The organism is Tolypothrix sp. FACHB-123 (assembly GCF_014697075.1).
Lineage (GTDB): Bacteria > Cyanobacteriota > Cyanobacteriia > Cyanobacteriales > Nostocaceae > Aulosira.
In genome coordinates this window covers 36,581-60,027 of sequence record NZ_JACJRE010000030.1, presented here as the reverse complement: position 1 = coordinate 60,027, position 23,447 = coordinate 36,581, and the positions used below count along the sequence as shown (strand labels likewise).

Annotated in this window: 15 protein-coding genes; 10 read left to right on the top strand and 5 right to left on the bottom strand. The window is 38.1% G+C overall.

The window, feature by feature from the left end:
* Positions 1 to 2: 2 nt before the first annotated feature.
* Both H6G41_RS19705 and lipA read right to left on the bottom strand, forming a co-directional pair.
* Positions 3 to 140: a photosystem I protein PsaX gene (locus H6G41_RS19705; protein WP_096596945.1), complete on the bottom strand. Its 138-nt coding sequence runs from the start codon at positions 138 to 140 to the stop codon at positions 3 to 5.
* Between the two features lie 153 nt (positions 141 to 293).
* Complete coding sequence (gene lipA / locus H6G41_RS19700; RefSeq protein ID WP_190747873.1) at positions 294 to 1,199, bottom strand: lipoyl synthase; 906 nt, start codon at positions 1,197 to 1,199, stop codon at positions 294 to 296.
* Between the two features lie 259 nt (positions 1,200 to 1,458).
* Here lipA and H6G41_RS19695 point away from each other — a divergent pair, with 259 nt between their 5' ends.
* The 5 genes from H6G41_RS19695 (at position 1,459) to H6G41_RS19675 (ending at position 8,224) form a co-directional block, all read left to right on the top strand.
* On the top strand, positions 1,459 to 2,091 hold the full coding sequence (locus H6G41_RS19695) for a PleD family two-component system response regulator (RefSeq protein ID WP_190747872.1): 633 nt from the start codon (positions 1,459 to 1,461) through the stop codon (positions 2,089 to 2,091).
* Positions 2,092 to 2,781: 690 nt separating this feature from the next.
* The gene (locus H6G41_RS19690; protein ID WP_190747871.1) at positions 2,782 to 2,997 is read left to right on the top strand and encodes an ATP-binding protein; all 216 of its coding nucleotides are present in this window, start codon (positions 2,782 to 2,784) and stop codon (positions 2,995 to 2,997) included.
* A gap of 491 nt (positions 2,998 to 3,488) precedes the next feature.
* The gene (locus tag H6G41_RS19685; protein WP_190747870.1) at positions 3,489 to 3,902 is read left to right on the top strand and encodes a hypothetical protein; all 414 of its coding nucleotides are present in this window, start codon (positions 3,489 to 3,491) and stop codon (positions 3,900 to 3,902) included.
* 794 nt (positions 3,903 to 4,696) lie between these two features.
* Entirely contained in the window at positions 4,697 to 6,526 is a 1,830-nt protein-coding gene (gene thrS / locus H6G41_RS19680) for a threonine--tRNA ligase (RefSeq protein ID WP_190747869.1), read from the top strand.
* 492 nt (positions 6,527 to 7,018) lie between these two features.
* Positions 7,019 to 8,224, top strand: coding sequence for a glycosyltransferase family 4 protein (locus tag H6G41_RS19675; protein WP_190747868.1), 1,206 nt, complete (start codon positions 7,019 to 7,021; stop codon positions 8,222 to 8,224).
* A 586-nt stretch (positions 8,225 to 8,810) separates the two neighbouring features.
* On the opposite strand, the gene H6G41_RS19670 is transcribed toward H6G41_RS19675, so the two are convergent.
* From H6G41_RS19670 to aroF, 3 genes are all read right to left on the bottom strand, one after another.
* Positions 8,811 to 9,473: a PEP-CTERM sorting domain-containing protein gene (locus tag H6G41_RS19670; RefSeq protein ID WP_190747867.1), complete on the bottom strand. Its 663-nt coding sequence runs from the start codon at positions 9,471 to 9,473 to the stop codon at positions 8,811 to 8,813.
* 1,073 nt (positions 9,474 to 10,546) lie between these two features.
* Positions 10,547 to 11,179 (bottom strand): PEP-CTERM sorting domain-containing protein, encoded by a 633-nt coding sequence (locus H6G41_RS19665; RefSeq protein WP_190747866.1) that lies wholly within the window; start codon positions 11,177 to 11,179, stop codon positions 10,547 to 10,549.
* A gap of 1,008 nt (positions 11,180 to 12,187) precedes the next feature.
* Complete coding sequence (gene aroF / locus H6G41_RS19660; RefSeq protein ID WP_190747865.1) at positions 12,188 to 13,060, bottom strand: 3-deoxy-7-phosphoheptulonate synthase; 873 nt, start codon at positions 13,058 to 13,060, stop codon at positions 12,188 to 12,190.
* A 613-nt stretch (positions 13,061 to 13,673) separates the two neighbouring features.
* Between aroF and H6G41_RS19655 the strand changes: the two genes are divergently transcribed.
* The 5 genes from H6G41_RS19655 (at position 13,674) to H6G41_RS19635 (ending at position 23,402) form a co-directional block, all read left to right on the top strand.
* The gene (locus H6G41_RS19655) at positions 13,674 to 14,162 is read left to right on the top strand and encodes a hypothetical protein (protein ID WP_190747902.1); all 489 of its coding nucleotides are present in this window, start codon (positions 13,674 to 13,676) and stop codon (positions 14,160 to 14,162) included.
* A gap of 758 nt (positions 14,163 to 14,920) precedes the next feature.
* On the top strand, positions 14,921 to 15,619 hold the full coding sequence (locus tag H6G41_RS19650; RefSeq protein WP_190747864.1) for a pentapeptide repeat-containing protein: 699 nt from the start codon (positions 14,921 to 14,923) through the stop codon (positions 15,617 to 15,619).
* Between the two features lie 140 nt (positions 15,620 to 15,759).
* Positions 15,760 to 16,773: an iron ABC transporter permease gene (locus H6G41_RS19645; protein WP_190747863.1), complete on the top strand. Its 1,014-nt coding sequence runs from the start codon at positions 15,760 to 15,762 to the stop codon at positions 16,771 to 16,773.
* Between the two features lie 50 nt (positions 16,774 to 16,823).
* On the top strand, positions 16,824 to 17,600 hold the full coding sequence (locus H6G41_RS19640) for an ABC transporter ATP-binding protein (RefSeq protein WP_190747901.1): 777 nt from the start codon (positions 16,824 to 16,826) through the stop codon (positions 17,598 to 17,600).
* 195 nt (positions 17,601 to 17,795) lie between these two features.
* Positions 17,796 to 23,402: an ATP-binding sensor histidine kinase gene (locus H6G41_RS19635; protein ID WP_190747862.1), complete on the top strand. Its 5,607-nt coding sequence runs from the start codon at positions 17,796 to 17,798 to the stop codon at positions 23,400 to 23,402.
* Positions 23,403 to 23,447 lie beyond the last annotated feature (45 nt).

Here is a 23,447-nt window from a genome sequence, read left to right as displayed (position 1 = left end):
AATTACTGGATGATATTGAAATAGTAAGCGGCAACTAAGAAGTTGATCGCTAACAAAAACAATGCCCAACCAGTACGGAAGGGGTACGGAGGTTTAGCGCCACTGTCAGCCACAGGGGAATTAGCAGTTTTATCAGCCATTAGTCTGTTCTCCTAAATTTCAGGACTTTTTAAGACATACCAAACAGATGTCCCTCTTGCCCAGATTCTTTAAAAATATTTGTGTATGGGTGTTGGGCATTGGGCATTGGGCATTGATTATTTCCCTTGTCCTTTGTCCTCCTGCCCCCTGCCTCATTCCCCTTCTCCAGCATGGTAGGAACTGCGCACCAAGGGCGCGGAACGGACATGGCTGAATCCCATCTGCCATGCTTGCTTGCCGAGTTCGTCAAATTCTGCGGGAGTCCAGTATTTTTGTACTGGTAGATGTTCTAAAGATGGTCGCATGTATTGACCAATCGTCAGGCGATCGCATCCTACGGCACGTAAATCGGCCATTGTTTCTAGAACTTCATCCACGGTTTCCCCATGTCCTAGCATTAACCCTGATTTAGTAGGGATTGAGGAATTAAGTTCTTTGACCATTGCGAGTACATGCAAAGAGCGATCGTACTTGGCTCCCCGGCGCACTGGCCCGGTTAAACGTCGCACTGTCTCAATATTATGGTTAAAGCAAGCTGGCTTCGCCTTGACAACCATCGCTATGCGTTGGCGTTGTTCTTCTTCCCCAGCCCCAGCACCACCCCAAAAATCTGGCGTTAGCACTTCAATTTGCGTTTTTGGGTTCAACTGGCGAATAGTTTCCATTGTTTGGACAAAATGCCCTGCTCCCTGATCTGCTAGGTCATCACGGGCGACAGAAGTCAGCACGACATAACGTAATCCCAAAAGCTGCACTGCTTCTGCCACCTTTTGCGCTTCTTCTGGGTCAATAGGCATTGGTGCATGACCTTTATCTACTTGACAAAATCCACAAGAACGAGTACAAGTAGGGCCCATTAGTAAAAAAGTTGCAGTTTTTTGGGCATAACATTCCCCACGATTGGGGCAACGTCCTTCTTCGCAAATTGTGTGAATTTGGCGCTGCTTAATAATGCGTTGTACGGTAGAGATTTCACTGGCTTTGCCGATTGGACGACGCAGCCAGCTGGGCATAGCCATAATTTCTGACTTGAGTTGGGCTTGTTGTGACGAAGTCATAGAAATCCAAGCAAGATCCGAAGGTACTTTGGGGCAAGTTTCCTATGCTTTAAGGCAAGGTAAAAGCCTTAAATATCACCATGACACAATTTTTAAAGAATATAAGCAGAAGTTTTTTCCAACACATCAGGTTACATCATCTTATCCCGGAATATACTATCCCCCAATCACAAGAAATTTTGGATATAGTGGGATAATTCTCAAGGTCAATCGGCAATATTGCCATATCCATCCATAGTTTTTGTTAGAGTAATCAGTCGTGGCAAGTAATAAAATCTTAGTTATTGATGACACCACAGTCGTCAGAGTAAAAGTACGAGAAATGTTGCCTCCTGGCAATTTCGAGGTTGTAGAAGCGAAAGACGGGATGGAAGGACTCAATTACATCCTGCAAGAAAAATTTAGCTTGATCATGTTAGATTTTCTTTTACCCAAAATGAGTGGTTGGGAAGTTTTCCAACATATTCAATCCCAACCTGAGTTAAGGAAAATTCCCTTAGTCATGATGTCTGGGCGTAAGGAAGAGGTAACGGAGAAAATTCCCGAACCCTTTGAATATTTTGAATTTCTGGGTAAGCCCTTCGATCAAAAGCAACTCATCGGGGCGATTAAATCCGCAATGACAAAAGCTAAACAGGTACGCCCAGAACCTACTTTGGTTGGAGCAGGTGCGACTGTTCATCATGCTTCAGCACCGATTGCTAGTAATGCTAATGGTGCGACTGTTAATACTGGTAATGGAGCAGTTAAACCTGCTGTTGCGGAATCATCTGCTTCTGCTGCGGAAATTGAATTGCTCAATGAAAAGATTGCCAAGATGCAAGCAGAAATTGATAGTTTGAAGAAACAGCTAACTCAAGTTGTGACGTTTATTAAACAGAAAATCAAGTAGCATTTGAGGGAACTATGGGTAACATTTTTTAGTAGAAAAAGTTACCAAATAATTCTGAATAGCTATTGCCGTTACTGTATAGTAGCAAGATACTTTATGGAATATTAATTTGTATTTATATTCCTTATTTGTGAAAGTTTTTCATTGCTTTTTAACTTGGCAATAATGTTGTATGTATTGTGTGATTTACCACATGACTATCTAGTTGAAAAATAGATGCAGTGATTTTATGATAAAAAGATACAAACCCCAAAAACTTTGGGGTTTGTAATTTTGAACGCTTAGACGAAATCCAACGTAAGCGAATTGACTTACATGAAGTTATTGATATAGCAATCCTATTTCAGTTGTGAAAAATATTGATTTTGGCTGTTGACTGTTGACGGTTGACTGTCAACGGTTAACAACCATGCATGTAATGTTTCACAAATCATTTAGGATTGCTATAGTAATTTAATAACTTTAAGTAGTCGTTTGAAACCGACAAAAGCGCATCCACTGATTACAATAGTCAAAGAATAGGGAAATTTGCCTTTAATAGAATGCTATGCAGGCAAAATTTACCAAGTATTTATGAATTTCATTGCCAATGCTATTGATGCGATAGAAAATTCAATAGTGGCAGGAATCAATAATTGAATACCCGAAAATTTGTATCATACAGCAGTAACAAGAGATGAAAATTCTGTTATGGTACAAATCGCTGATAATGATATAGGAATTTCCCAGGAAATACAGCAGAGAATATTCGATAATTTTTTCACAACGAAGCCAGTTGGTAAAGGCACAGGTTTAGGGCTAGCAATTGTTTATCAAATTATTGTGGAAAAACATGGGGTAACACTGGAAGTCAATTCTTCATTAGGGGAAGTTTCTAAATTTACTCTCACCATTCCCACTCAGTAAACAAAAATTGAGTAAAAAACCACCACTTTGGGTTAGATTTTTGCTTGGTCTCAGTAGTAATTATGTTAAAAAACCATCTATAAAGATATAGAGTATTCAACTATATTTAAAACAACTGATACCAATTTTTTATGAGGCTGCATAGAATCTGATCCCCCCTAGCCCCCCTTAAAAAGGGGGGAAAATAAAATCAAAGTCCCCCTTTTTAAGGGGGATTTAGGGGGATCTAGATATATGCAACTTCATATTAAATTGGTATGACATGATAAAAGCTAATAAAGCAGCGGTTGGTGACGAAGTATTTTAATTTACCAAAACCTGATGAAAAAGTTATGGCTTTCAGCCGATGCGATCACATTGTTATTAATGAGATGATGAAAATTCATTACATCAGCAACCGTTGTTGTTGTCTAGAATAAAAATAGAATTATTTGCCAATACAACCACTGCGGTTTCTGTGTCATCGTTTGATGTTTTGAGAAATTACCACTATGAATCCAATCTTAAAACGCACAATTCTACCTGGCTTAATGGCTGCAAGTTTAGCCGGCGGTACTTTAATTCCTGCTGAACCAGCTTCTGCTGATATGTTACGAGATATTGGTATTGGTGCTGGTACTGGTGTAGTATCTGGTGCTGTTAGAGGGCGTGGTCGCGTTGTAAACAATGCCGTTAAAGGTGCTGCTGCTGGTGCGGCTGTGAATGCTGTGCATGGCACCAGAAGGCGGGCAAAAAATCGCCGGGTTGGTAACCTAGGTCAAGATATGGCTGTCGGTGCAGCAGCTAGTACCGTTACAGGTATCATTCTTAATGGTGGTACTAGAGACAGCTTAGGTGATGCAGTCGATGGCGCTGCTGCGGGTGCGGCTATTAATGTCTTAACTAACGGACGGAGACATCGGTAACAATTTAAAAATCAAAACTTTTACTGAGGTTGTCCAAGTATTCACAATTAAAGACATTTTCAGTCGCAGTAGTTAAATACCTACTTGAAAAGGGACTAGCTGTAGACTTAGGGGTTTTATACCTTTGAATTTACCTTAATTTGTAAGGGAACTCCAAAAAATAAATTATTCCGTTAAACGTTGACTGTTGACAGTTGACGGTTCACAGTTAACAGTCAACCGTCAACAGTGAACAATAGCAATGGAATATTTTTTTACTTGGAAGTCCCTTAATCCATAATTTGTAGCTATGAAATTAATTACAAATTATGGATTATGGATTTATTTGAGCCAAATCGATTTTAGGGGTTTTATTGGTGTCAAATTAAGCTCAAATGCTTACCTCACAATCTTTTCACCCCTCTCCTTTTTCTCTTCCCCGTTTACGGGGAAGGGATGTTTTGGCTTGAGACAAAACTGGGGTGGGGTAACGCGGATCTTGATGGTAGGTAACTTAATTCAAAATCTATTCCTGATAAGCCTTTCGCGTTAAGTTGACATAGGTGAGCTATGCTAAACCCCTAAAGTATGGCTAAAATTCTTGTTGAGGATTTTTCATACCAATTATATACCTGCATAAAACCCTCACAAATGCCCCATGCCCTATTCCCAATGCCCAGTTATGTAAGACTTGATCTAGCATAGGGAAAAGCCTGTTAAGATAGCATATTTGCCCATGCTATATTTGGGTAGATTTTTCAGCACACCAATGAAAAATCAGCTTTGCAATCACTTCGCCAATGGTTTAGCAGCCGATGTCGCCTAATCAAGCTCTTAATCAATTAGAACAACCTACAAAAATGTATTTACCCCGTAGCAGCGAATCGGAAAATTTAAAAAAAATTCGCCACACTGCTTCCCATGTGATGGCTATGGCTGTACAAAAGCTGTTTCCCAAGGCGCAAGTCACAATTGGCCCCTGGATTGATAACGGCTTTTATTATGATTTTGACAATCCAGAACCGTTTAGCGATAAGGATTTAAAAGCCATCCAAAAAGAGATGGTGAAAATTATTAATCGAAAATTACCAGTTATTCGCGAAGAAGTCAGCCGAGAAGAAGCCAAACGGCGGATTGAAGAAATTAAAGAACCTTATAAGTTAGAAATTCTCGCAGATATTAAAGAAGAACCAATTACTATTTACCACCTAGGAAATGAATGGTGGGATTTGTGCGCGGGGCCGCATTTAGAAAATACCAGCGAAATTAACCCTAAAGCAGTTGAATTAGAAAGCGTAGCGGGTGCTTATTGGCGGGGTGATGAAACTAAAGCCCAATTACAACGGATTTACGCTACCGCTTGGGAAACTCCTGAACAATTGGCTGAGTACAAACGCCGTAAAGAAGAAGCACAGCGCCGAGATCACCGCAAACTTGGTAAGGAACTGGGATTATTTATATTTTCCGACCTCGTGGGGCCTGGTTTACCTTTGTGGACTCCCAAAGGTACTTTATTGCGGAGTATGTTAGAAGATTTTTTGAAACAGGAACAGCTAAAACGCGGTTATTTACCTGTAGTCACCCCTCATATTGCCAGGGTGGATTTATTTAAAACTTCTGGACATTGGCAGAAGTATAAAGAAGATATGTTCCCCCTAATGGCGGATGATGCAGAAGCTGCGGCTTTAGAACAAGGCTTTGTAATGAAGCCGATGAATTGTCCGTTTCATATTCAAATATATAAGAGCGAGTTGCGTTCCTATCGGGAACTACCAATGCGGTTGGCTGAATTTGGGACTGTTTACCGCTACGAACAATCAGGAGAATTGGGTGGTTTAACTAGAGTACGCGGTTTTACTGTGGATGATTCTCATTTGTTTGTCACCCCTGAACAGCTAGACAATGAATTCCTTAGTGTGGTGGATTTAATTTTGTCAGTGTTCAATAAACTGCAACTGAAGAATTTTAAAGCGAGACTGAGTTTTCGCGATCCGGCGAGTGATAAGTATATTGGTGGTGATGAAGTTTGGGATAAGGCTGAAGGTGCAATTCGCCGCGCTGTAGAACAATTGGGGATGGAACATTTTGAAGGTATTGGCGAAGCAGCTTTTTACGGGCCGAAACTCGACTTTATCTTTAAAGATGCGTTAGAAAGAGAATGGCAATTAGGAACTGTGCAAGTAGATTATAATTTGCCAGAACGCTTTGATTTAGAATACGTTGCGGAAGATGGTTCTCGTAAACGTCCGGTGATGATTCACCGTGCGCCTTTTGGTTCCTTAGAACGGTTGATAGGGATTTTAATTGAAGAGTATGCAGGTGATTTCCCCTTGTGGTTAGCGCCAGTACAAGTGAGATTGCTACCTGTAGGGGAAGCACAAATTGATTTTACAAAAGATGTAGTTGCCAAGATGCAAGCTTTAGGAATCCGTGCCGAAGTCGATCTCAGTGGCGATCGCTTGGGTAAATTGATCCGCAATGCCGAAAAAGATAAAATACCCGTGATGGCTGTGGTGGGAGCTAAGGAAGTGGAAACCAACACCTTAAGCATCCGTACCCGCGCTTCTGGGGAATTAGGCGCAGTTGCAGTTGATGAGGTTTTAGATAAATTAAAAACTGCGATCGCAAATTTTGAAAACTTCTAGCAAAATATAGGCTGGGTAATCCCTAGCTTATAAAGTATCTCCAGAATAGTGCGAAATTTTGGGTAAAAAACTTATGTCAATTTGCAATAAGAATGCAACAGATTGCTAATAGCACAACATGTTGTGCGCTCTAGAATATATGGATGTGTCGCCAAAATTCTTTAAATTGGTTAATTAGTTACCGCAGTTTGGGTTGAGGAACGAAACGCAACATTGTCGGGGTTTTATTGGGTTTTACTCCATTCAACCCAAACTACAATTTATCCTTAACTGAAGCGTATTGGCTTGATAAATATCAGTTTGAATCTCATCTTAAATAGCACTTTTACATAAATATTTGTCAGGTATATTACGATAACCTGAGTTCGAGTTAAGCAGATTGGGGTAAAAATAATACTGCGTTAACCCATCACCCATCCTTGACAATCAACAATCTCAAAGTCAAGGTATATATATCACTTTATTAAAAGTATTATTACAGAGATATATTTTATGAATATTCTCATGATATCATGCACGTTTCCCTATCCACCAACGGGAGGAACGCAAATCAGGACATTCAATTTACTCAAATATCTCCGTAAACGCCATAATATTACTTTAGTAACTCAACGCGGTCGCACTGTTACAGATGCAGAAATAGCAGAATTAGAGGATTGTGTAGATCGTCTCGTAATTTTTGCACGTCCCCCAGAACCATCCACAGGAATATTCCAGAAAATTCAGCGCTTCAGTGCATTTTTACAACAGGGGACACCGCCAAGTGTACTCAACCACTATTCTCCTGATATGCAAGCATGGATTGATAATGTTGTACAAGCGGGAAAATATGATGTAATTACCTGCGAACATAGCGTGAATGAGATTTATGTCCGTCCTGAGTTCCAACAACACCTCAGAACTGTAGTTGATATTCATAGTTCAGTCTATGGTACTTGTCTGAACCAACTGCTAACTAATACTTCCAAATATAGATTGCGAGATCGGATTAATTTACCACTTTTACGTCGTTATGAGCAAAACTACTGTTCTAAATTTTCTGCTGTTGTAGTAACAACACAAGAAGATAAACTACAATTACCAATATCTAATCCGAATACGGAAATTAAAGTAATTCCTAATGGTGTGGATTTGGTTACATTTCCTTATAGAAGCAAAGATCCAGGCGGACATCGCTTAATTTTTATCGGTGCAATGGATATTTTGGCAAATATCGATGCAGTCTCCTTCTTTAGTCAAAAAGTCTTACCAAAAATACAGGAAAATTATCCTGATACAACTTTTGAGATTGTTGGCGCTAATCCTGTACCAGAGGTCTTAGCGTTAACTAAACAACCAGGAGTGACTGTGACTGGGCGCGTGCCTTCAATGGTAGAGTATTTACACAAATCTACTGTCTGTATTATACCAATGCGGACGGGTTTTGGCATTAAAAATAAAACTCTCGAAGCAATGGCCGCTGGTGTACCGATAGTAGCAAGCGATCGCGGTTTAGAAGGGCTAGCCGTAGACGGTAATAATACACCACTAAGAGCGCTCAGGGCAAATACACCAGCAGAGTATGTTACTGCTATTAGTCAATTATTCGCTCATCCACAACTAAGACATGAGTTGTCTTCTCATGCTAGAGAATTGATAGAAACAGAATTTACTTGGAATATTGCAGGTCAACACTATGAACAAGTCTGTTGTAGATAGCAATTATTAGCTAAAGTTCTTGATGAAGTAAAAATTGAGGGTGCGTTACTCTGAGGCTAACGCACCCTAATGGATCGACACAGCTAAAATGATGCAATAGATTTTTGTGAAAAGTGAGATAAATCAATACTTTCTGCTTTATTCTTAATGCACAACTTTAGGCGTGTCGATCCACTAAGGATTTTTGAAGATAAATGTCTGATTTAAAAATTATAGATTTTAATTTTTTACTAATTAAATAATTATATTTTATTTTTATAACTAGCACGGTTACTAACAGAGGTATTTTTCAAGTATTGGAGGTTAAATTAATCCTGATTTGAGCTAATAAATATCTGAGAAAATACACCCTGTAACTCTATAAAAAATTGAATCAACTGCTGATTAATGTCTTGTGTAAATTGATGACAAGTTGAGATGGATAAGCTTGAGCTAAAAACTGATGAAGTCTCAAGCAGAAATGTTCTTTTTTTCGGTAGATAAATGGTTAGATGCAACAGGAATAATCCATATAAACAACAACAGTTTCGTTTCAGTACTTTACCAAATTCAATTACTCCCTCTTAGAGTTATTGAATTTGTTAATTTAGGCTGTAACCTTTTTTTTGGCTAGGTTTTGGACTTGTTTCTTCTTCAAAGCTACTCCCATTCCTAAGGCTGTTATCGAGCCTAAGATGGTTAAAGGTTCGGGTACAGTGGCGATAGTCAAGGAGTAACTGCCTGGAGTACCTTGAATTTTATTGGCAGTCAAAATCCCACTACTTAGATATGTATTCCCGTTAAAAAATGCTCCTTTGAAGTTAAAGAAAGCAGCGGTAGAAGCAAGAGTACCAAGAGTAGAATTGGCAGGTGTTCTAATTCTAGTAACAGTGAAATCTTCATCTATGATAAATTTCAAAGATGGATTGCTCAGAAATTCAACAAAGGGATTTGTCGTCTTCCCTTTATAATTGGCTGAGTAATACGATCCTCCGTTGACTACGTTGGTACGATTGGTGAGTTCGACAGCAGCTACCGTAACACCAGTATTGACTAACCCAGCAAATAGAGAACCTCCAGCACTTTCAACTTTGCTATTGGTAAAAGTGATTTTGTCTGAAGATGGAGTATTACTGTTTCCATTGGTAAAGTTGGCAGTTCCTGTAAAATTTACAAAGGCTGCTTGAGCAGGTGAAACACCCAAGCTACTACCTACAGCTAGGGTGCCACAAGTTAAGGCGACACCCATACTTATTGTTTTAAAACTCATTATTTTCTCCTTGGAAAACATTTAGTTGGTATAATCTGCAAACCTTCCTCAATGGGCAAACATTAAGTTCTGATTGAGTTGGTAAACCTTTATCCCCATTATTGTAGACTTTTTTACCAGTGATTACAGGGTTAAATTTACCTGTATGTTGCAGATATATCATCATTATTCAGTATTGCTTCTGGAAATTCATGAAGTTTTCATGAAAACAAGATATTAAAGTATTAACTTTATTTAAAGTAGTGTCAATCCCCATATAATGCAGTTTTTGGGACTTTTACTGAATTTTTTAAGAAAATTTTAACCTTGTATTTAATCTCAAAAAATAATAATAATCAGCTAATTGATGATGACAAGTCTGAATTTCAACTACTGTATAGTATAGTTAAGGCTTACGCAAATCCTACGTATATAAAAACTAAGGTTATCAAGATTACATAGTTCATGGAATTAGCTTTGGTAAAAAATTATCCTGCTGAATAAAAATAGGCGAGGGTAACTACTCGGTATAAAAATACACAGCAAAAAATTTCTTGATCGCAGACATTTACCGTGAAGGTTGATTTATAAGAATTAAAAACAAACTTGGCGAACTTGGATATTATTTAATCAATCCAGGATGGGAGACAAGCGAAGCAAGTAAAAATTAGGGTGCGTTACTCTGAGGTAAACGCACCCTAAAAAGTTTTAACGATAAATATCTGATTAAAAACTCATAGTCTGGATTTTTATTAATTAAGCTACCATTTTGTGTTGATTTCTAGCACAGTTACTAATAGAGGCATTTTGCAAGTATGAGAGATTAATTAATCCTTAATTAACCTAATCAAGTTTTGAAAAAAAACACCCTGTAACTCTATAAAACTGCATCAACTGCTAATTGCTAAATTTTGCCAATTGGTGACCAATTTAGATAGATATGCTCGAACTACAAACTTGCGAAATCCGGAGAAATGAGGTTCTCCCTATAGGTAGATAATTGGTAAGATGCAACTAAGATAAACCACATAAACAACATTCTCGATGCTTGACTAAATTAAATTACTCCACATTAGAGTTATTCAAGAAGGTAATTAGGCTGTAACCTTTTCGTTAGCGTGCTTTTGAGCTTGTTTCTTCCTTAAAGCAGCTCCCATTCCTAAAGCTGTGATAGAGCCTAAGATGGTTAAAGGTTCGGGAACAGTCTTGATAGTCAGAGAATAACTACCTGGAAGTTTGTTAACTGTATTAGCAGTCAAAATTCCTTCACTCAGGTATGTACCATTTTTGTAAAATGCTCCTGTGAAATTGAATAGAGCGGATGTACTAGTAAAGTTGTCAATTGTGGTTCTGGCTCTAGTAACATTAAAGGGGTTATTGATGAGAAACTTCAGATCTGGATCGTTGGTAAATTTAATGAAGGGATTGCTTGAAGTTCCTGTGTAATCGTTTGGGGAAGGAGTTGCTGCAATTGCTGCTAAGTTGATAGGTGCTACTTCAACTGTTGAATCCACTGCTAATGCAGAAAACAGAGAACCTTTAAAACTTTCAACTGTACTACTAGTGAAAGTGATTTTATCTGATGCTGGAGCATTACTGTTAGCCTTTTCAAATTGGGCACTGCCAACAATATTAATCCAAGCTGCTTGCGCTGGCGATAAAGTGCTACCTACAGTTAATGTGCCACAAGTTACAGCAATTCCAATGCTTAATGTTTTGAAATTCATGATTTTCTCCTGTGAAAATTATTGGTTTAGTCTGTCCTACAAACTTTTCTCAATCCACGAACAGTAATTTATGTTCGAGTGGGTAAATGCCAATCGCCTAAATTGTAGTTGCTTTAATCAGCAATTACAGGGAAGGCTTTACGCAATTGTTGAACGTATATCTTTATTATCTAAGTAATAATTCGGAAAAACGTAAAGTTTTCATGAAAACAACACATTTAACTATTAACTTTATTTAAAGTAGTAAAATCTTCAATATTTTCGAGGGTTTTAGAAGTATACCTACTTACTTGATAAACTGGTTGCTGTAAATTTTATTGCCAAAAATAAAAAAATCATCTAATAGATAGATGACAAATATAATTCTCTCAATGGTAATAGTGAGTCTAGATGATTACATAACATAGCTAGGACTTAAGTAACTAGCAAAAGCAAAAAGCTGACGGTAGTTAAAAGCCCATAAGTAACCGCACAAAATTAATTACAGTCATTGCGAGCGAAGGGTAGCAATCCCAACCCCTGCGATTGCTACCCTTCGGGACGCTACGCGAACGCTCCATTCGCAATGACATTATGTTTAACTACTTATCTAAGAATTTGTTGAACTTAAATTTATTTATTGATACTTGATTAACAATTTTGAAGAGACTTCTACCAATTCTGCAAAATAGACCAAAGACGATCGATGAAGCGAGAACAAAGAGAGCAGGAAATTTATGTGTATCCAGATTTTAGAGAGAGGCGATCGCAACGACTAAGAAATTAAAAATTAAAAGATAATATTTAATTATTTGCGGCAATATATCTTTGATTTGTTGTGCCTATGTGTGACTCTCGTTTATGCGGTACTAGGGCAACAACTAACTACAATGCTTCGATCTCGAATGGTAAAAAATCAGGGCGTGTTGGCAAATTTGTTGACTTTATAATCTAGAGACGCGATCGCCAATTAGATTGTTCCAGCCTATCTCTAAATTTATACCGAAAACATCACCCTGAAGGATAGTTTTAAGCAGCACAAAAAATCGGGGCAGATTCTAAACCCACCCCGATGGTTTCGGATATATTGCGCCCAACGGCTGTAGCTATCGGCTTTAAACTAGCAACCAAATTCACCATATCTTCTAAAGATAGGGCTTGACGGGCATCGGAAACAGATTGTTCTGGTTCTGGGTGACACTCGATAATTAATCCATCCGCACCACAAGCAATCGCAGCCTTAGCCATAGGTGCAACTAATTCCCGCTTACCAACCGCATGAGATGGATCTACAATTACCGGTAAATGAGTAATTTGTTTGAGAGCTGCTACTGCGCCTAAATCCAGGACGTTGCGAGTGTAATTGTCAAAGCTGCGAATACCTCTCTCGCAGAGTATCACATGGGGATTGCCGTGGCTCAAAATATATTCTGCTGCCATAACGAACTCTTCAATTGTCGCCGCTAGTCCGCGCTTGAGTAAGATTGGCTTATTCACTTGTCCTAAAGCTTTGAGTAAGTCGAAGTTTTGCATATTGCGGCTACCGATTTGCAACATATCAGCGTGGGCGGCAACTATATCAATTTGAGCTATTGACATAACTTCAGTAACTACTGGTATATTGTAGCGCGATCGCACATCTGCCAGAATTTCTAAACCTTCTTCTCCCATGCCTTGGAAAGCGTAAGGAGATGTGCGCGGTTTGTAAACCCCACCACGCAAGGCTTGTACAGGTGCATGTGCTAACCTTTGGGCTACAGTTTTCATTTGCTCTAAACTTTCTACCGTACAAGGGCCGCCAATAATAACTACCTCTTCACCACCAAAGCTGACTGTTTCGGAAATTTTGACAATTGTTTGCTGACTAGGATGGGATTGAGCAGCGAGTTGAGCATTAATCATGGGGAAATTCTCCTTGTAAGAGGTTATGAGGGTGAGTTTGTGAATAAAAAAGCCCGGAATCTCATCTTGAGTTCCGGGCGCGTTCTAAATCATCGACATGACGCTATCTACCCGGAACTTGCTCTGGGCCAAAAGTAAAAACCATAAAACCAGCTAACGAAATAGATCGCGATCATAAAAAGCACCTAAAAAACAAAAACCGCAGAGTTTGCTCTGCGGTTCACCGGGCGGTTTCCATTAGGAAACTGATTTCACCGCCGGTGAACCGCCTTTTGCCAAAAATAAAAGTAAGATTTGCTGTTGAACATTTTTTGGGTAAGCAACTAGATAGTATTTGATGTAAACCAATGTAAACCTTATATACAGTTCACCATAACAGACGCATTTGGTGGCGTCAATACCTCCACAACTTTCAAAAAAGGGTTAAACTCAGTACTATTGCGCCGTTCAAGACTTTAGCTTGGCTTGTAACCGTAAGATTTATCTCAACTTACAAGTATTTTTGGGTCATGGGTTATGGGAAGTGATGAACTCTCAAAAATCTGACAATTTACCATTCTTGTCAAATGCCGCACAGACCCTATCACCTCATTAGTGACACTTAAGTATTATGATGCCTCGCTCCAAAATTTTAGCCACATCTTTCGACTATCAAGGAGTTTACCCTTGCCCAGTTTGTCGTGTTGGTAAAATTACTCATATGCCATTGATGGAAGCAGTGGCTTGTGACTTCTGCCAAGAGATTTTTACTGTCAACCTAGAACAACAGCAAATCAAGATGGCTTCCCGTCAACCCCCCTTGATTTGGCGTTGGAATGGTTTTAGCTGGACAGAAGCCCAGTTAGAAGGTGTAGAACTTGGTTGGGGCTATGGTTTGGCAGCAATTGCTTTTATACTACTACCCACAACTTTGATTGGGATTATAGCTTACAACTTTCCGCCAACTCCTCATCAATTTATTACTTGGGTTCCATATATCTGGACTATATTGACTTTTTTGTTACATTTAGCAATTATTCTTTGGATTGTGATTGAAGTTTATCAAATCCCTGTAACAGCGTATTTAAGAGCTATAAATCGCTGGAGAAGTGGACAAATGTAGAACTAGAGAGATGAAGCAAAATGAATAATAACTATACAATCAATCAATATTGATTACTACATAGAACTCCTACCTAATTTGGGAAATATAACCTAGGTGGGGCGAAAACCAATAGTCAATAGTCAATAGTCAATGGTTAATAGTTAAGAATTTCTAAACTAATATCACCAATCCTAGACTATTGAGTAGAGATGATGGAGTGATGACTCGCTTATTTTGTCCGGGCGGGTTTGTGGGACATATCTGTTTTGCTGATGATTTTTTCAAAAAAACCATCCCTAATGACAATGGACAAATCTAACCTGATATTTATTGTGTTAGTGGCTTCAGTCCTATATTATTTATCAATCTGCTGATTCAACACCCCAAGTAAACATTGGATAATGGGATAACAGCCGCAAAATATCCTTGATGCTAAGGGTGGTGTGCCTACAGAAAGGTTATTGATGGACTGAGTTCGTCACTACTGGCTTGTATAATAACTATGTAAAAGTTTTCTGCTGTTGGACGGTACTCCTGATAAAATTGCCGTACTGCATCAGTTAGCATGTTAATATAGCTTTTTTTTAGCTAAAAGCTACTGTTGCTCAAATATGAGGTTGAGCAACTCCAGCGGCTAAAATTATTTCCACTGATAGTAAAAATCTCAAATTATCTATGATAGGAAATACTCCATTTAAATAGATATTTAATCACGAATTAAGCCGATAGAGGGATGCATTACTCATAATTAACTTGATTGTCAACTAAAACATCTTATGAGCGAGTTGGAACGGTACTATAGAATCTTGGAATTAGAGCCTGGTGCAACAATTGACGAAGTGAACCAGGCTTATAAAGATTTGGTTTTTGTCTGGCATCCCGATCGCATTCCCCAAGATAATGTCCGTTTACAACAAAAGGCACAAGAAAAAATCAAAGCAATCAATGAAGCGCGGGATAAATTGCGTTCTCTTAAAGTTAAACATCAGTCTCCAACTTATTCTCAGCCTTATTCACCACCGTACTCACAATCTTATTCACCACCTAATTCACCAACACCACCTCAACCAAAAAAGCCACCACAAACAAACTATCAACCAGCACAGAAAAATCCTGATCTCAGCGGTCAAGATTTTAGTCGGGCAAATTTGAGTAACAAAGATTTATCGGGCAGAAATTTGAGTTTTGCAAATCTGAGTGGTGCAAATCTCAGCGATACTTTTATGCACAAAGTCAATTTACGCGGGGCTAATTTATCGGAAGCAAATTTATTTAGAGCTAACCTACTTTTAGCGGATATGCGCGAAGCAAATTTGCGGTCTGCTAATTTAATTGGTGCAGATCTCAGTGGTGCTGATTTGCGGGGAGCTGATTTGACAGGCGCGCGGATTCGTTCTGGCGATCGCCTGTTGGTAAAATTGATCGGTGCTAACTTAGCTGGAGCTATTATGCCAGATGGTGCAATTCATAGTTAATTTAGAGTATAAGAGTCAACTCAAAGCGTCCTAACTCCAGATTCACCAAAATTAAGGTGATGTCTGCATTCCTCACCCAGGATAGGCGTTTAAACTTCAGTTGAAAGCAATGGGCGCTAGACTCATCCTTAATCGTTAAGATGAATAAATCATTACAGTTAATTTTTACTAAATACCGTTTACTCTGGGCTGTTTTATTCTTAATTACAGCGCTGGTAGTAACTTTAGCCCTTTCTCTGTCTCAAGGTGCAGTACCTTTGAGTGGGCGAGAATTATGGCAAGCAATTCTTCATCAAGGCGATCCGATTAAGCAGACAATTCTCTGGGATTTACGGCTACCGCGCATTGTCGCCGCTTTAATTGTTGGTGCGGCGTTGGGAATGTCCGGTGCGTTGTTGCAAGGCATGTTACGTAATAGTCTGGCCGATCCTTTTATTTTAGGTATTTCCGCAGGTGCAGGGCTAGTTGTCATTGTTATGGTAGTGCTGCAAATCTTTCCGGCGGCGATTCCTCTGGCGGCTTGGCTAGGAGCAATTTTAACTTCAGCGATAGTGATTTTTCTCGGTCGTGCAGGATCAGGAATTGCAGTTGAAAGATTAATTTTAGGCGGAGTTGCCATTAGTTCTTTGTTTGGCGCAGTGCAGAGTACATTACTTTTATTAGCCGAAGATGGTCAAATTCAAATTGCCCTAAACTGGTTAGTCGGTAGTTTAAATGGTCGGGGTTGGAAAGAAATTACTACGGCTGGCCCCTATATTATTTTGGCTTTGCTGGGGGGGTGTTTGCTGGCGCGATCGCTCAACGTGTTAGCTTTAGGTGATGATTTGGCTTTAGGTTTGGGAGTATCATTAACGCGATCGCGTCTGTTGATTGGTGGTGTCGCAACTTTACTGGCCGCCGGTGCAGTTAGCATTAGTGGGTTAATTGGCTTTGTCGGCCTTGTCGTTCCCCACGGTGTACGCCTGATTATCGGCACAGATCATCGTTTCGTTTTACCGCTTTCCGCCTTGGCTGGTGCATGGTTACTCATCTTTGCCGATTTACTCTCAAGACTGGGAGCCATAGAATTACCTGTAGGTTCCGTCACCGCTTTGCTAGGTTCACCTTTATTTATCTGGTTACTTTATCGCCGTTCTGCTGGGATTGAAAGATAAATCAATCATACAAAATCATCCCATGCCCAATGCCCCATGCCCCATATCCAATGCCCATAGAATTACAAAACCTCACAGGCGGTTACAGTAGTACGCCAATTATTCAAAACATTAACCTCTCCTTGCAAACAGGAGAATGGTTAAGTTTAGTCGGTGCTAATGGTTCTGGTAAATCTACATTACTGAAATTACTCAGTCGAATTCTCTCTCCTCAACAGGGAACAGTACTACTTGATGGTAAAGCAATTCATTCTCAACCACCGAATGTAGTTGCCCAAAAATTAGCCTTGTTACCCCAACAGCAAACGGTTCCTGTAGGTTTAACAGTGCGACAGTTAGTCAGTTTAGGACGTACACCGCATCAACCTTGGTGGCAATGGGAATTAACTGCTAAAGATAGGCAACAAATAGAAGCAGCGATTTTCAAAACACAATTAGAAAAATTTAGCGATCGCTTAGTTGAACAACTCTCTGGTGGTGAGAGACAACGGGCTTTTTTAGCTTTGGCTTTGGCACAAGAACCCCAGGTTTTATTGTTAGATGAACCGACAACTTATTTAGATATTAATTATCAATTGCAATTATTGGAATTACTTAAAGACTTGAATCAGGAACAGAATTTAACCATTGTCACAGTATTACATGAACTAAATTTAGCTGCACGTTATAGTTCTCGCATTGCTTTATTAAAACAAGGTCGTCTTTGGGGTGTAGGAACGCCGGAAGCAGTGCTTACCCCTGAGGCGATCGCCCAAGTCTTTGGGGTGGAATCGGTAATTATTCAGACACCTGTTGGGTTACAAGTTTGTGCGATCGCATCTGTCTAAATTTTTACTAATCCAAATACTGTTATTTTACTTAGTACTCTTATCTTAATAGTACTAATTACTTTTTAAAAATAGATTAAATCACAAAGTAGATAAGCATCTAATTAAAATTAACTAACTATTTTATGTTACACAACAACAGCTGACGGGCATACTAATTAATAGCTGACCATAGTAATAGTAATTTGTGTACATATGAAGACTGCATCATTGAAAATTCCAGGTTACCGAGTTGATGAACAAATTTATCAGGGAAATAGAACATTAGTTTACCGGGGAATTAGGGAACAAGACTTACAGCCGGTGATTTTAAAAATCATGCGGAATGAATTACCCAGTTTCAATGAATTAATCCAGTTTCGTAACCAGTACAATATTTCTCAAAATCTCAATATTGATGGTGTTGTTAAATCCTATGGTCTGGAAGAGTATGGAAAAGGCTATATTTTGGTAATGGAGGATTATGGTGGCATTTCTTTATCAAGTTATTTAAAGCAGTATAGTAATTCAGGTAAATTTAAATTAGAAGAATTCTTACTCCTGGCTATTGAAATCACCAGAATAATTGGGGAAATTCACCGACAACGCATTATTTATAAAGATGTTAAACCTGCCAATATTTTAATTCATCCCCAAACCAAGGAGGTGAAAATTATTGACTTTTCTATCGCTTCACTGTTACCAAAAGAAACTCAACAACTGCAAAATCCTCATGTATTAGAAGGAACGCTGGCTTATATTTCTCCAGAACAAACTGGAAGAATGAACCGGGGGATTGATTATCGTACAGATTTTTATTCTTTAGGTGTGACTTTTTACGAGTTATTGACGGGAGAATTACCCTTTGCAGTATCAGAGCCAATGGAGTTAGTTTACTGTCATATTGCCAAAAAACCACCATTATTAACAGACAAAAACCAGAATAAAGAAATCAAGGAAGAAATCCCAGAAGTAATTTCTGATATTGTCATGAAATTGATGGCGAAAAATGCTGAAGATCGCTATCAGAGTGCTGCTGGTTTAAAGTATGATTTAGAGCGTTGTTATTGTGAATGGCAACAAACAAGAGTCATAGAAGCATTTCAAATAGCACAACAAGATATCAGCGATCGCTTTTTAATTCCAGAAAAGCTTTATGGTCGTCAAGCAGAAATAGAGACATTATTAGCAGTTTTTGATCGAGTAGCTGGAAATAAGGAACAGGTCAATCACACTTCAGAATTTTTATCAAAAAGTGAATTGATTTTAATAGCAGGTTTTTCTGGTGTTGGTAAAACTGCTTTGGTTAATGAAATACAAAAGCCAATTGTGCGGCAAAGAGGTTATTTTATTGCAGGTAAGTTCGATCAGTTTCAACGTAATATTCCTTTCTCGGCTTTTGTACAGGCATTGCAAGATTTAATGGCGCAAATACTCACTCAAAGCGATGCTCAAATTACTCAATGGAAAAGTCAAATTTTAGCAGCTTTGGGGGATAACGCTCAAGTCATTATTGATGTGATTCCTGAACTCAAGAAAATTATTGGGGCACAACCACCAGTAATGGAAATGTTTGGCAATGCTGCCCAGAAACGATTTAATAGACTTTTTCGCAAATTTATTCAAGTATTTACTTATCCAGAACATCCATTAGTAATATTTTTGGATGATTTGCAGTGGGCAGATATGGCATCACTGAAGTTACTGCAAATGCTGATGAGTGAACAGCATATTAGTCATTTATTATTAATTGGAGCCTACAGAAATAACGAAGTTTCTGCTACTCACCCTTTAATGCTAACTTTAGAAGCAATTCGTCACGATCGACATCAAAAGGCAATCACAACTATTAATTTATCTCCCTTGACTGCTTTAGATATAAATCATTTAGTTGCAGATAGCTTAAGTTGTCAAGAAGAAAAAGCATTTTCGCTAACCAAATTAATTTATCAAAAAACTCAGGGAAATCCTTTTTTTAGTATTCAAATGCTAAAAAAACTTTATGTAGATGGGCATATTATCTTTGTGCCAGATATAAGCAGTTGGCAGTATGACCTGAATCAAGTACAAACTTTAAATTTTACAGATAATGTTGTAGAGTTTATGATTCTGCAACTGCAAAAATTGCCACAAGTGACCCAAGATGTCTTAAAATTAGCGGCTTGCATTGGTAATAGTTTTGACTTAACAACCCTAGCAATTGTTTATGAGAAATCTCTAGAACAAACTGCTAATGATTTATGGTTAGCTTTAGCTGAGGGGTTAATTATTCCTACTAATCAAACATATAAAATATTTCAACTTGATAATCAGTTAATAAAAGCAGAGGACAGTATTTCACAAATCTCTGAAATCGCGAATAGAGCAGAAAGTAAAATTGCTACTGTCAACAGTAGCTTATATTTAACAGAAAATCAGGATGATCCTGGTTCTGTATCTAATTCTCAAGATTATATATACGAATTCCTGCACGATCGCGTCCAACAAGCTGCTTATTCTCTTATTGATGAATTCCAAAAACAAACCTTGCATTTGCAAATAGGAAAATTGCTACTAGCAAATATACCAATTGCTGAACAAGAAAAGCAAATTTTTGAAATTGTTAATCACTTAAATATGGGGTTGCAATTGCTAACTACACCCCAGGAACTAGAGCAAGTTATTCTATTAAACTTACAGGCGGGACGTAAAGCGAAAGCTTCTACAGCCTATGCTACAGCATCTCAATATTTAGCGATCGCAATGCAACTGTTAGCGGAGGATAGCTGGGAAAAACAGTATAAATTAACCTTTGCAATTTACAAAGAACGCTCAGAAATTGAATATCTCAATAGCAATTTTGAACATTCCTATTTACTTATTCAAAAAGCATTAGAGCGGGTGCAATCAGCCATAGAAAAAGCAGAGCTATATAACTTATTAATTGTACAACTTACACTCCAAGGTGATTATATATTAGCTATTCAGACTGGTAAAGAAGCCTTATCATTGTTAGGTATAAATTTACCTTCTACAAATCTTCAGTCAGTGATTGAACGAGAAAATGCGGCAATTAAATCTGGGCTAGAAAATTCTACAATAACTGGTATTTTAGATTTACCTAAAAATCAAAATCCTATTTCCATTTATGCAATTAAATTACTGATTAATTTAGATCCACCTACATATATTACTTCTGACATTGACTTATATAAATTGGTTACAGTAAAGGCTGTTAATTTGTCGATTGAATATGGAAATATCGCTGATTCTGCTAAAGCCTATGCTAATTATGGTTTTCTTTTAGGTTCTGCCTTTGGAGATTACAAAGCTGGATATGAATTTGGTGTATTAGCTGCAAAAATAGCAGAAAAATTTCTTAATAAAGGGCAAGAGTGTCAAGTTAATTTGTTGCTAGGTAGTTGGTTAAATAATTGGATAAAACCGACTCATTTAGCCATTCCTATCAACAATCTAGGATATCAAGCTGGATTAGAGTCAGGAGAATTACAATTTGCTGGCTATAATCTTTTTGGTAATATTTGCAACCAATATTTTCAAGGAACTAATATCAATAATATTGGTTTAGATATACAGAAATTTATTTCCTTTGCCCAACAAACTCAAAATACTCTATTAAATGAGATTTTAATCGAAGTAAAAACAGTCATAGATAGTTTAATTGGCTATTGCGATTCTCAAGCTGCGTTAAAAAACTATCATGTTAGTCAAACACCAATGGCTTTAGCGATCGCGCATATTTTACAAGCCCAATTAGCCTATTTACAAGCAAAATACCACCTAGCCTTAGATTACATCACTCAAGCAGAAACTTATTTACCAGCAATTTTAGGTTTTACAACTTCGGCTAGTTATCCTTTTTATCGTGCTCTAATTTTAGCGGGTCTTTATCACCAAGTTCCACCATTAACCCAAGACGAGTATTGGCAACATATAATTACTCATCAACATCAGTTGCAAATTTGGGCTGATAATTGCCCAGAAAATTTTGAGCATCAATCTTTATTAATTCAAGCGGAGATCGCTCGAATTAGTAAACAAGAATTAGAAGCAATGGATCTTTATGATCGCGCGATCGCTTCTGCAAAAGCCAATGGATTTACCCAAGATCTCGCCCTAGGGAATGAATTAGCTGCTAAATTCTGGCTCACAAAAAATAAACCCAATATTGCCCAACTCTATTTGACAGCAGCGCTAAGTGCTTATACTCAGTGGGGAGCCATAGCCCAAGTAAAATATTTAGAATCACATTACTCCCAGTTGTTACAGCTAAATCAAGCTTCATATTCCACACAATTAGAATCTTCCGAAAAATCAACAATCTCTACCACTAACATCAATTTTTCAGCCCAATTAGACTTTGCTGCATTTTTAAAAGCTTCACAAGCGATTGCTGGAGAAATTCACCTCGAACAACTACTATCAATTTTGATGCAAGTGATGCTAGAAAATGCTGGGGCGAAAAAATCTGTACTTTTATTACACAAAAATCAGCAATTAGCGATCGCCGCCATAGCTAGCTTTGATGACGGAACGATTTTCTTGCAAACAGATGTTTCAGCCAAACCTTTAGACAAAAGCCAAGATGTCCCCCTTACTGTCATCAACTACGTCAAGCGTATCTTAGAACCTTTAGTAATTGATGATATTGTTACTCAATCGCGATTTGCTGCCGATCCCTACATCACTAAAAATCAGCCGAGAAGTGTATTGTGTACTCCAATTATCAATCAAGGTGCATTGATAGGGTTGCTGTATTTAGAAAATCCACTGACCGCCGGAGTTTTCACACGCGATCGCCTAGAGGTTGTGCAACTGTTGACAGCACAAGCTGCTATTTCTTTAGAAAATGCGCAACTCTACACTGATTTATCCAAAACCACAGCAGAACTCAAACAAGCTAACTCCCAATTAGCAGAATATTCTCACACATTAGAAGCTAAAGTTGCAGAACGGACAGCACAATTAGAGGAAGCATTTAAAAACTTACAAACTGCTCAAGCCCAACTAATTCACAATGAAAAAATGTCTTCTCTCGGACAATTAGTGGCAGGAATTGCCCATGAAATCAATAATCCTATTAGCTTTATATATGGGAATATCATCCCCGCTAATGAATATATTCATGACTTGATGTATGTGTTGCAATCTTATCGTCAATACTATCCTAACCCTGTAGCACAACTACAAAAGCAAATTGCCAATATTGAACTAGATTTTATCGCTGATGATTTACCAAAGTTGCTGCAATCTATGCAAATCGGTGCTGCAAGAATTCGCGATATTATCATGTCATTACGTAACTTCTCCCGCCTGGATGAATCAGAAATTAAAGCAGTTGATATTCATGAAGGAATTGACAGCACATTGATGATTTTACAAAACCGTCTCCAAGGTGATGCAGAACGTCCAGAAATTTCTGTTGTTAAGGAATACAGCCAACTTCCAGCAATTGAATGTTATGCAGGGCAGCTTAATCAAGTTTTTTTAAATTTACTGATAAATGCTATTGAAGCTTTAGAAACTAATATTTTGCAAGGTAAAGATAACAAAAATCTGCAAATCCATATCCGTACCGAAAAATACAATGCAGAACTAATAAAAATTTATATCATTGATAATGGTATTGGAATTAAGGAAAGTATAAAATCTTATATATTTGACCCATTTTTCACGACAAAAAATGTTGGTCAAGGTAAAGGTTTAGGATTATCTATTAGTTACCAAATTATTGTAGATAAGCACCAAGGGCTATTAGAGTTTCAGTCAACATTAGGCGCAGGTGCAGAATTTATCATTACTTTACCCATCAGCCGTAATTAAATAAGTAAGCGAGCCAATCTTGGAGGCTGAGTTTAAATAAATTTA

What these genes read in the sequence shown, in the direction of transcription:
- H6G41_RS19685 (WP_190747870.1), top strand. Translation starts at nt 3,489, where the DNA reads ATGAATCCAATCTTAAAACGCACAATTCTACCTGGCTTAATGGCTGCA.
- H6G41_RS19635 (WP_190747862.1), top strand. Translation starts at nt 17,796, where the DNA reads ATGAAGACTGCATCATTGAAAATTCCAGGTTACCGAGTTGATGAACAA.
- thrS (WP_190747869.1), top strand. Translation starts at nt 4,697, where the DNA reads ATGTCGCCTAATCAAGCTCTTAATCAATTAGAACAACCTACAAAAATG.
- H6G41_RS19690 (WP_190747871.1), top strand. Translation starts at nt 2,782, where the DNA reads ATGGTACAAATCGCTGATAATGATATAGGAATTTCCCAGGAAATACAG.
- H6G41_RS19670 (WP_190747867.1), bottom strand. Translation starts at nt 9,473, where the DNA reads ATGAGTTTTAAAACAATAAGTATGGGTGTCGCCTTAACTTGTGGCACC.
- H6G41_RS19665 (WP_190747866.1), bottom strand. Translation starts at nt 11,179, where the DNA reads ATGAATTTCAAAACATTAAGCATTGGAATTGCTGTAACTTGTGGCACA.
- H6G41_RS19645 (WP_190747863.1), top strand. Translation starts at nt 15,760, where the DNA reads ATGAATAAATCATTACAGTTAATTTTTACTAAATACCGTTTACTCTGG.
- H6G41_RS19675 (WP_190747868.1), top strand. Translation starts at nt 7,019, where the DNA reads ATGAATATTCTCATGATATCATGCACGTTTCCCTATCCACCAACGGGA.
- lipA (WP_190747873.1), bottom strand. Translation starts at nt 1,199, where the DNA reads ATGACTTCGTCACAACAAGCCCAACTCAAGTCAGAAATTATGGCTATG.
- H6G41_RS19705 (WP_096596945.1), bottom strand. Translation starts at nt 140, where the DNA reads ATGGCTGATAAAACTGCTAATTCCCCTGTGGCTGACAGTGGCGCTAAA.
- H6G41_RS19655 (WP_190747902.1), top strand. Translation starts at nt 13,674, where the DNA reads ATGCCTCGCTCCAAAATTTTAGCCACATCTTTCGACTATCAAGGAGTT.
- H6G41_RS19650 (WP_190747864.1), top strand. Translation starts at nt 14,921, where the DNA reads ATGAGCGAGTTGGAACGGTACTATAGAATCTTGGAATTAGAGCCTGGT.
- aroF (WP_190747865.1), bottom strand. Translation starts at nt 13,060, where the DNA reads ATGATTAATGCTCAACTCGCTGCTCAATCCCATCCTAGTCAGCAAACA.
- H6G41_RS19640 (WP_190747901.1), top strand. Translation starts at nt 16,824, where the DNA reads ATGCCCATAGAATTACAAAACCTCACAGGCGGTTACAGTAGTACGCCA.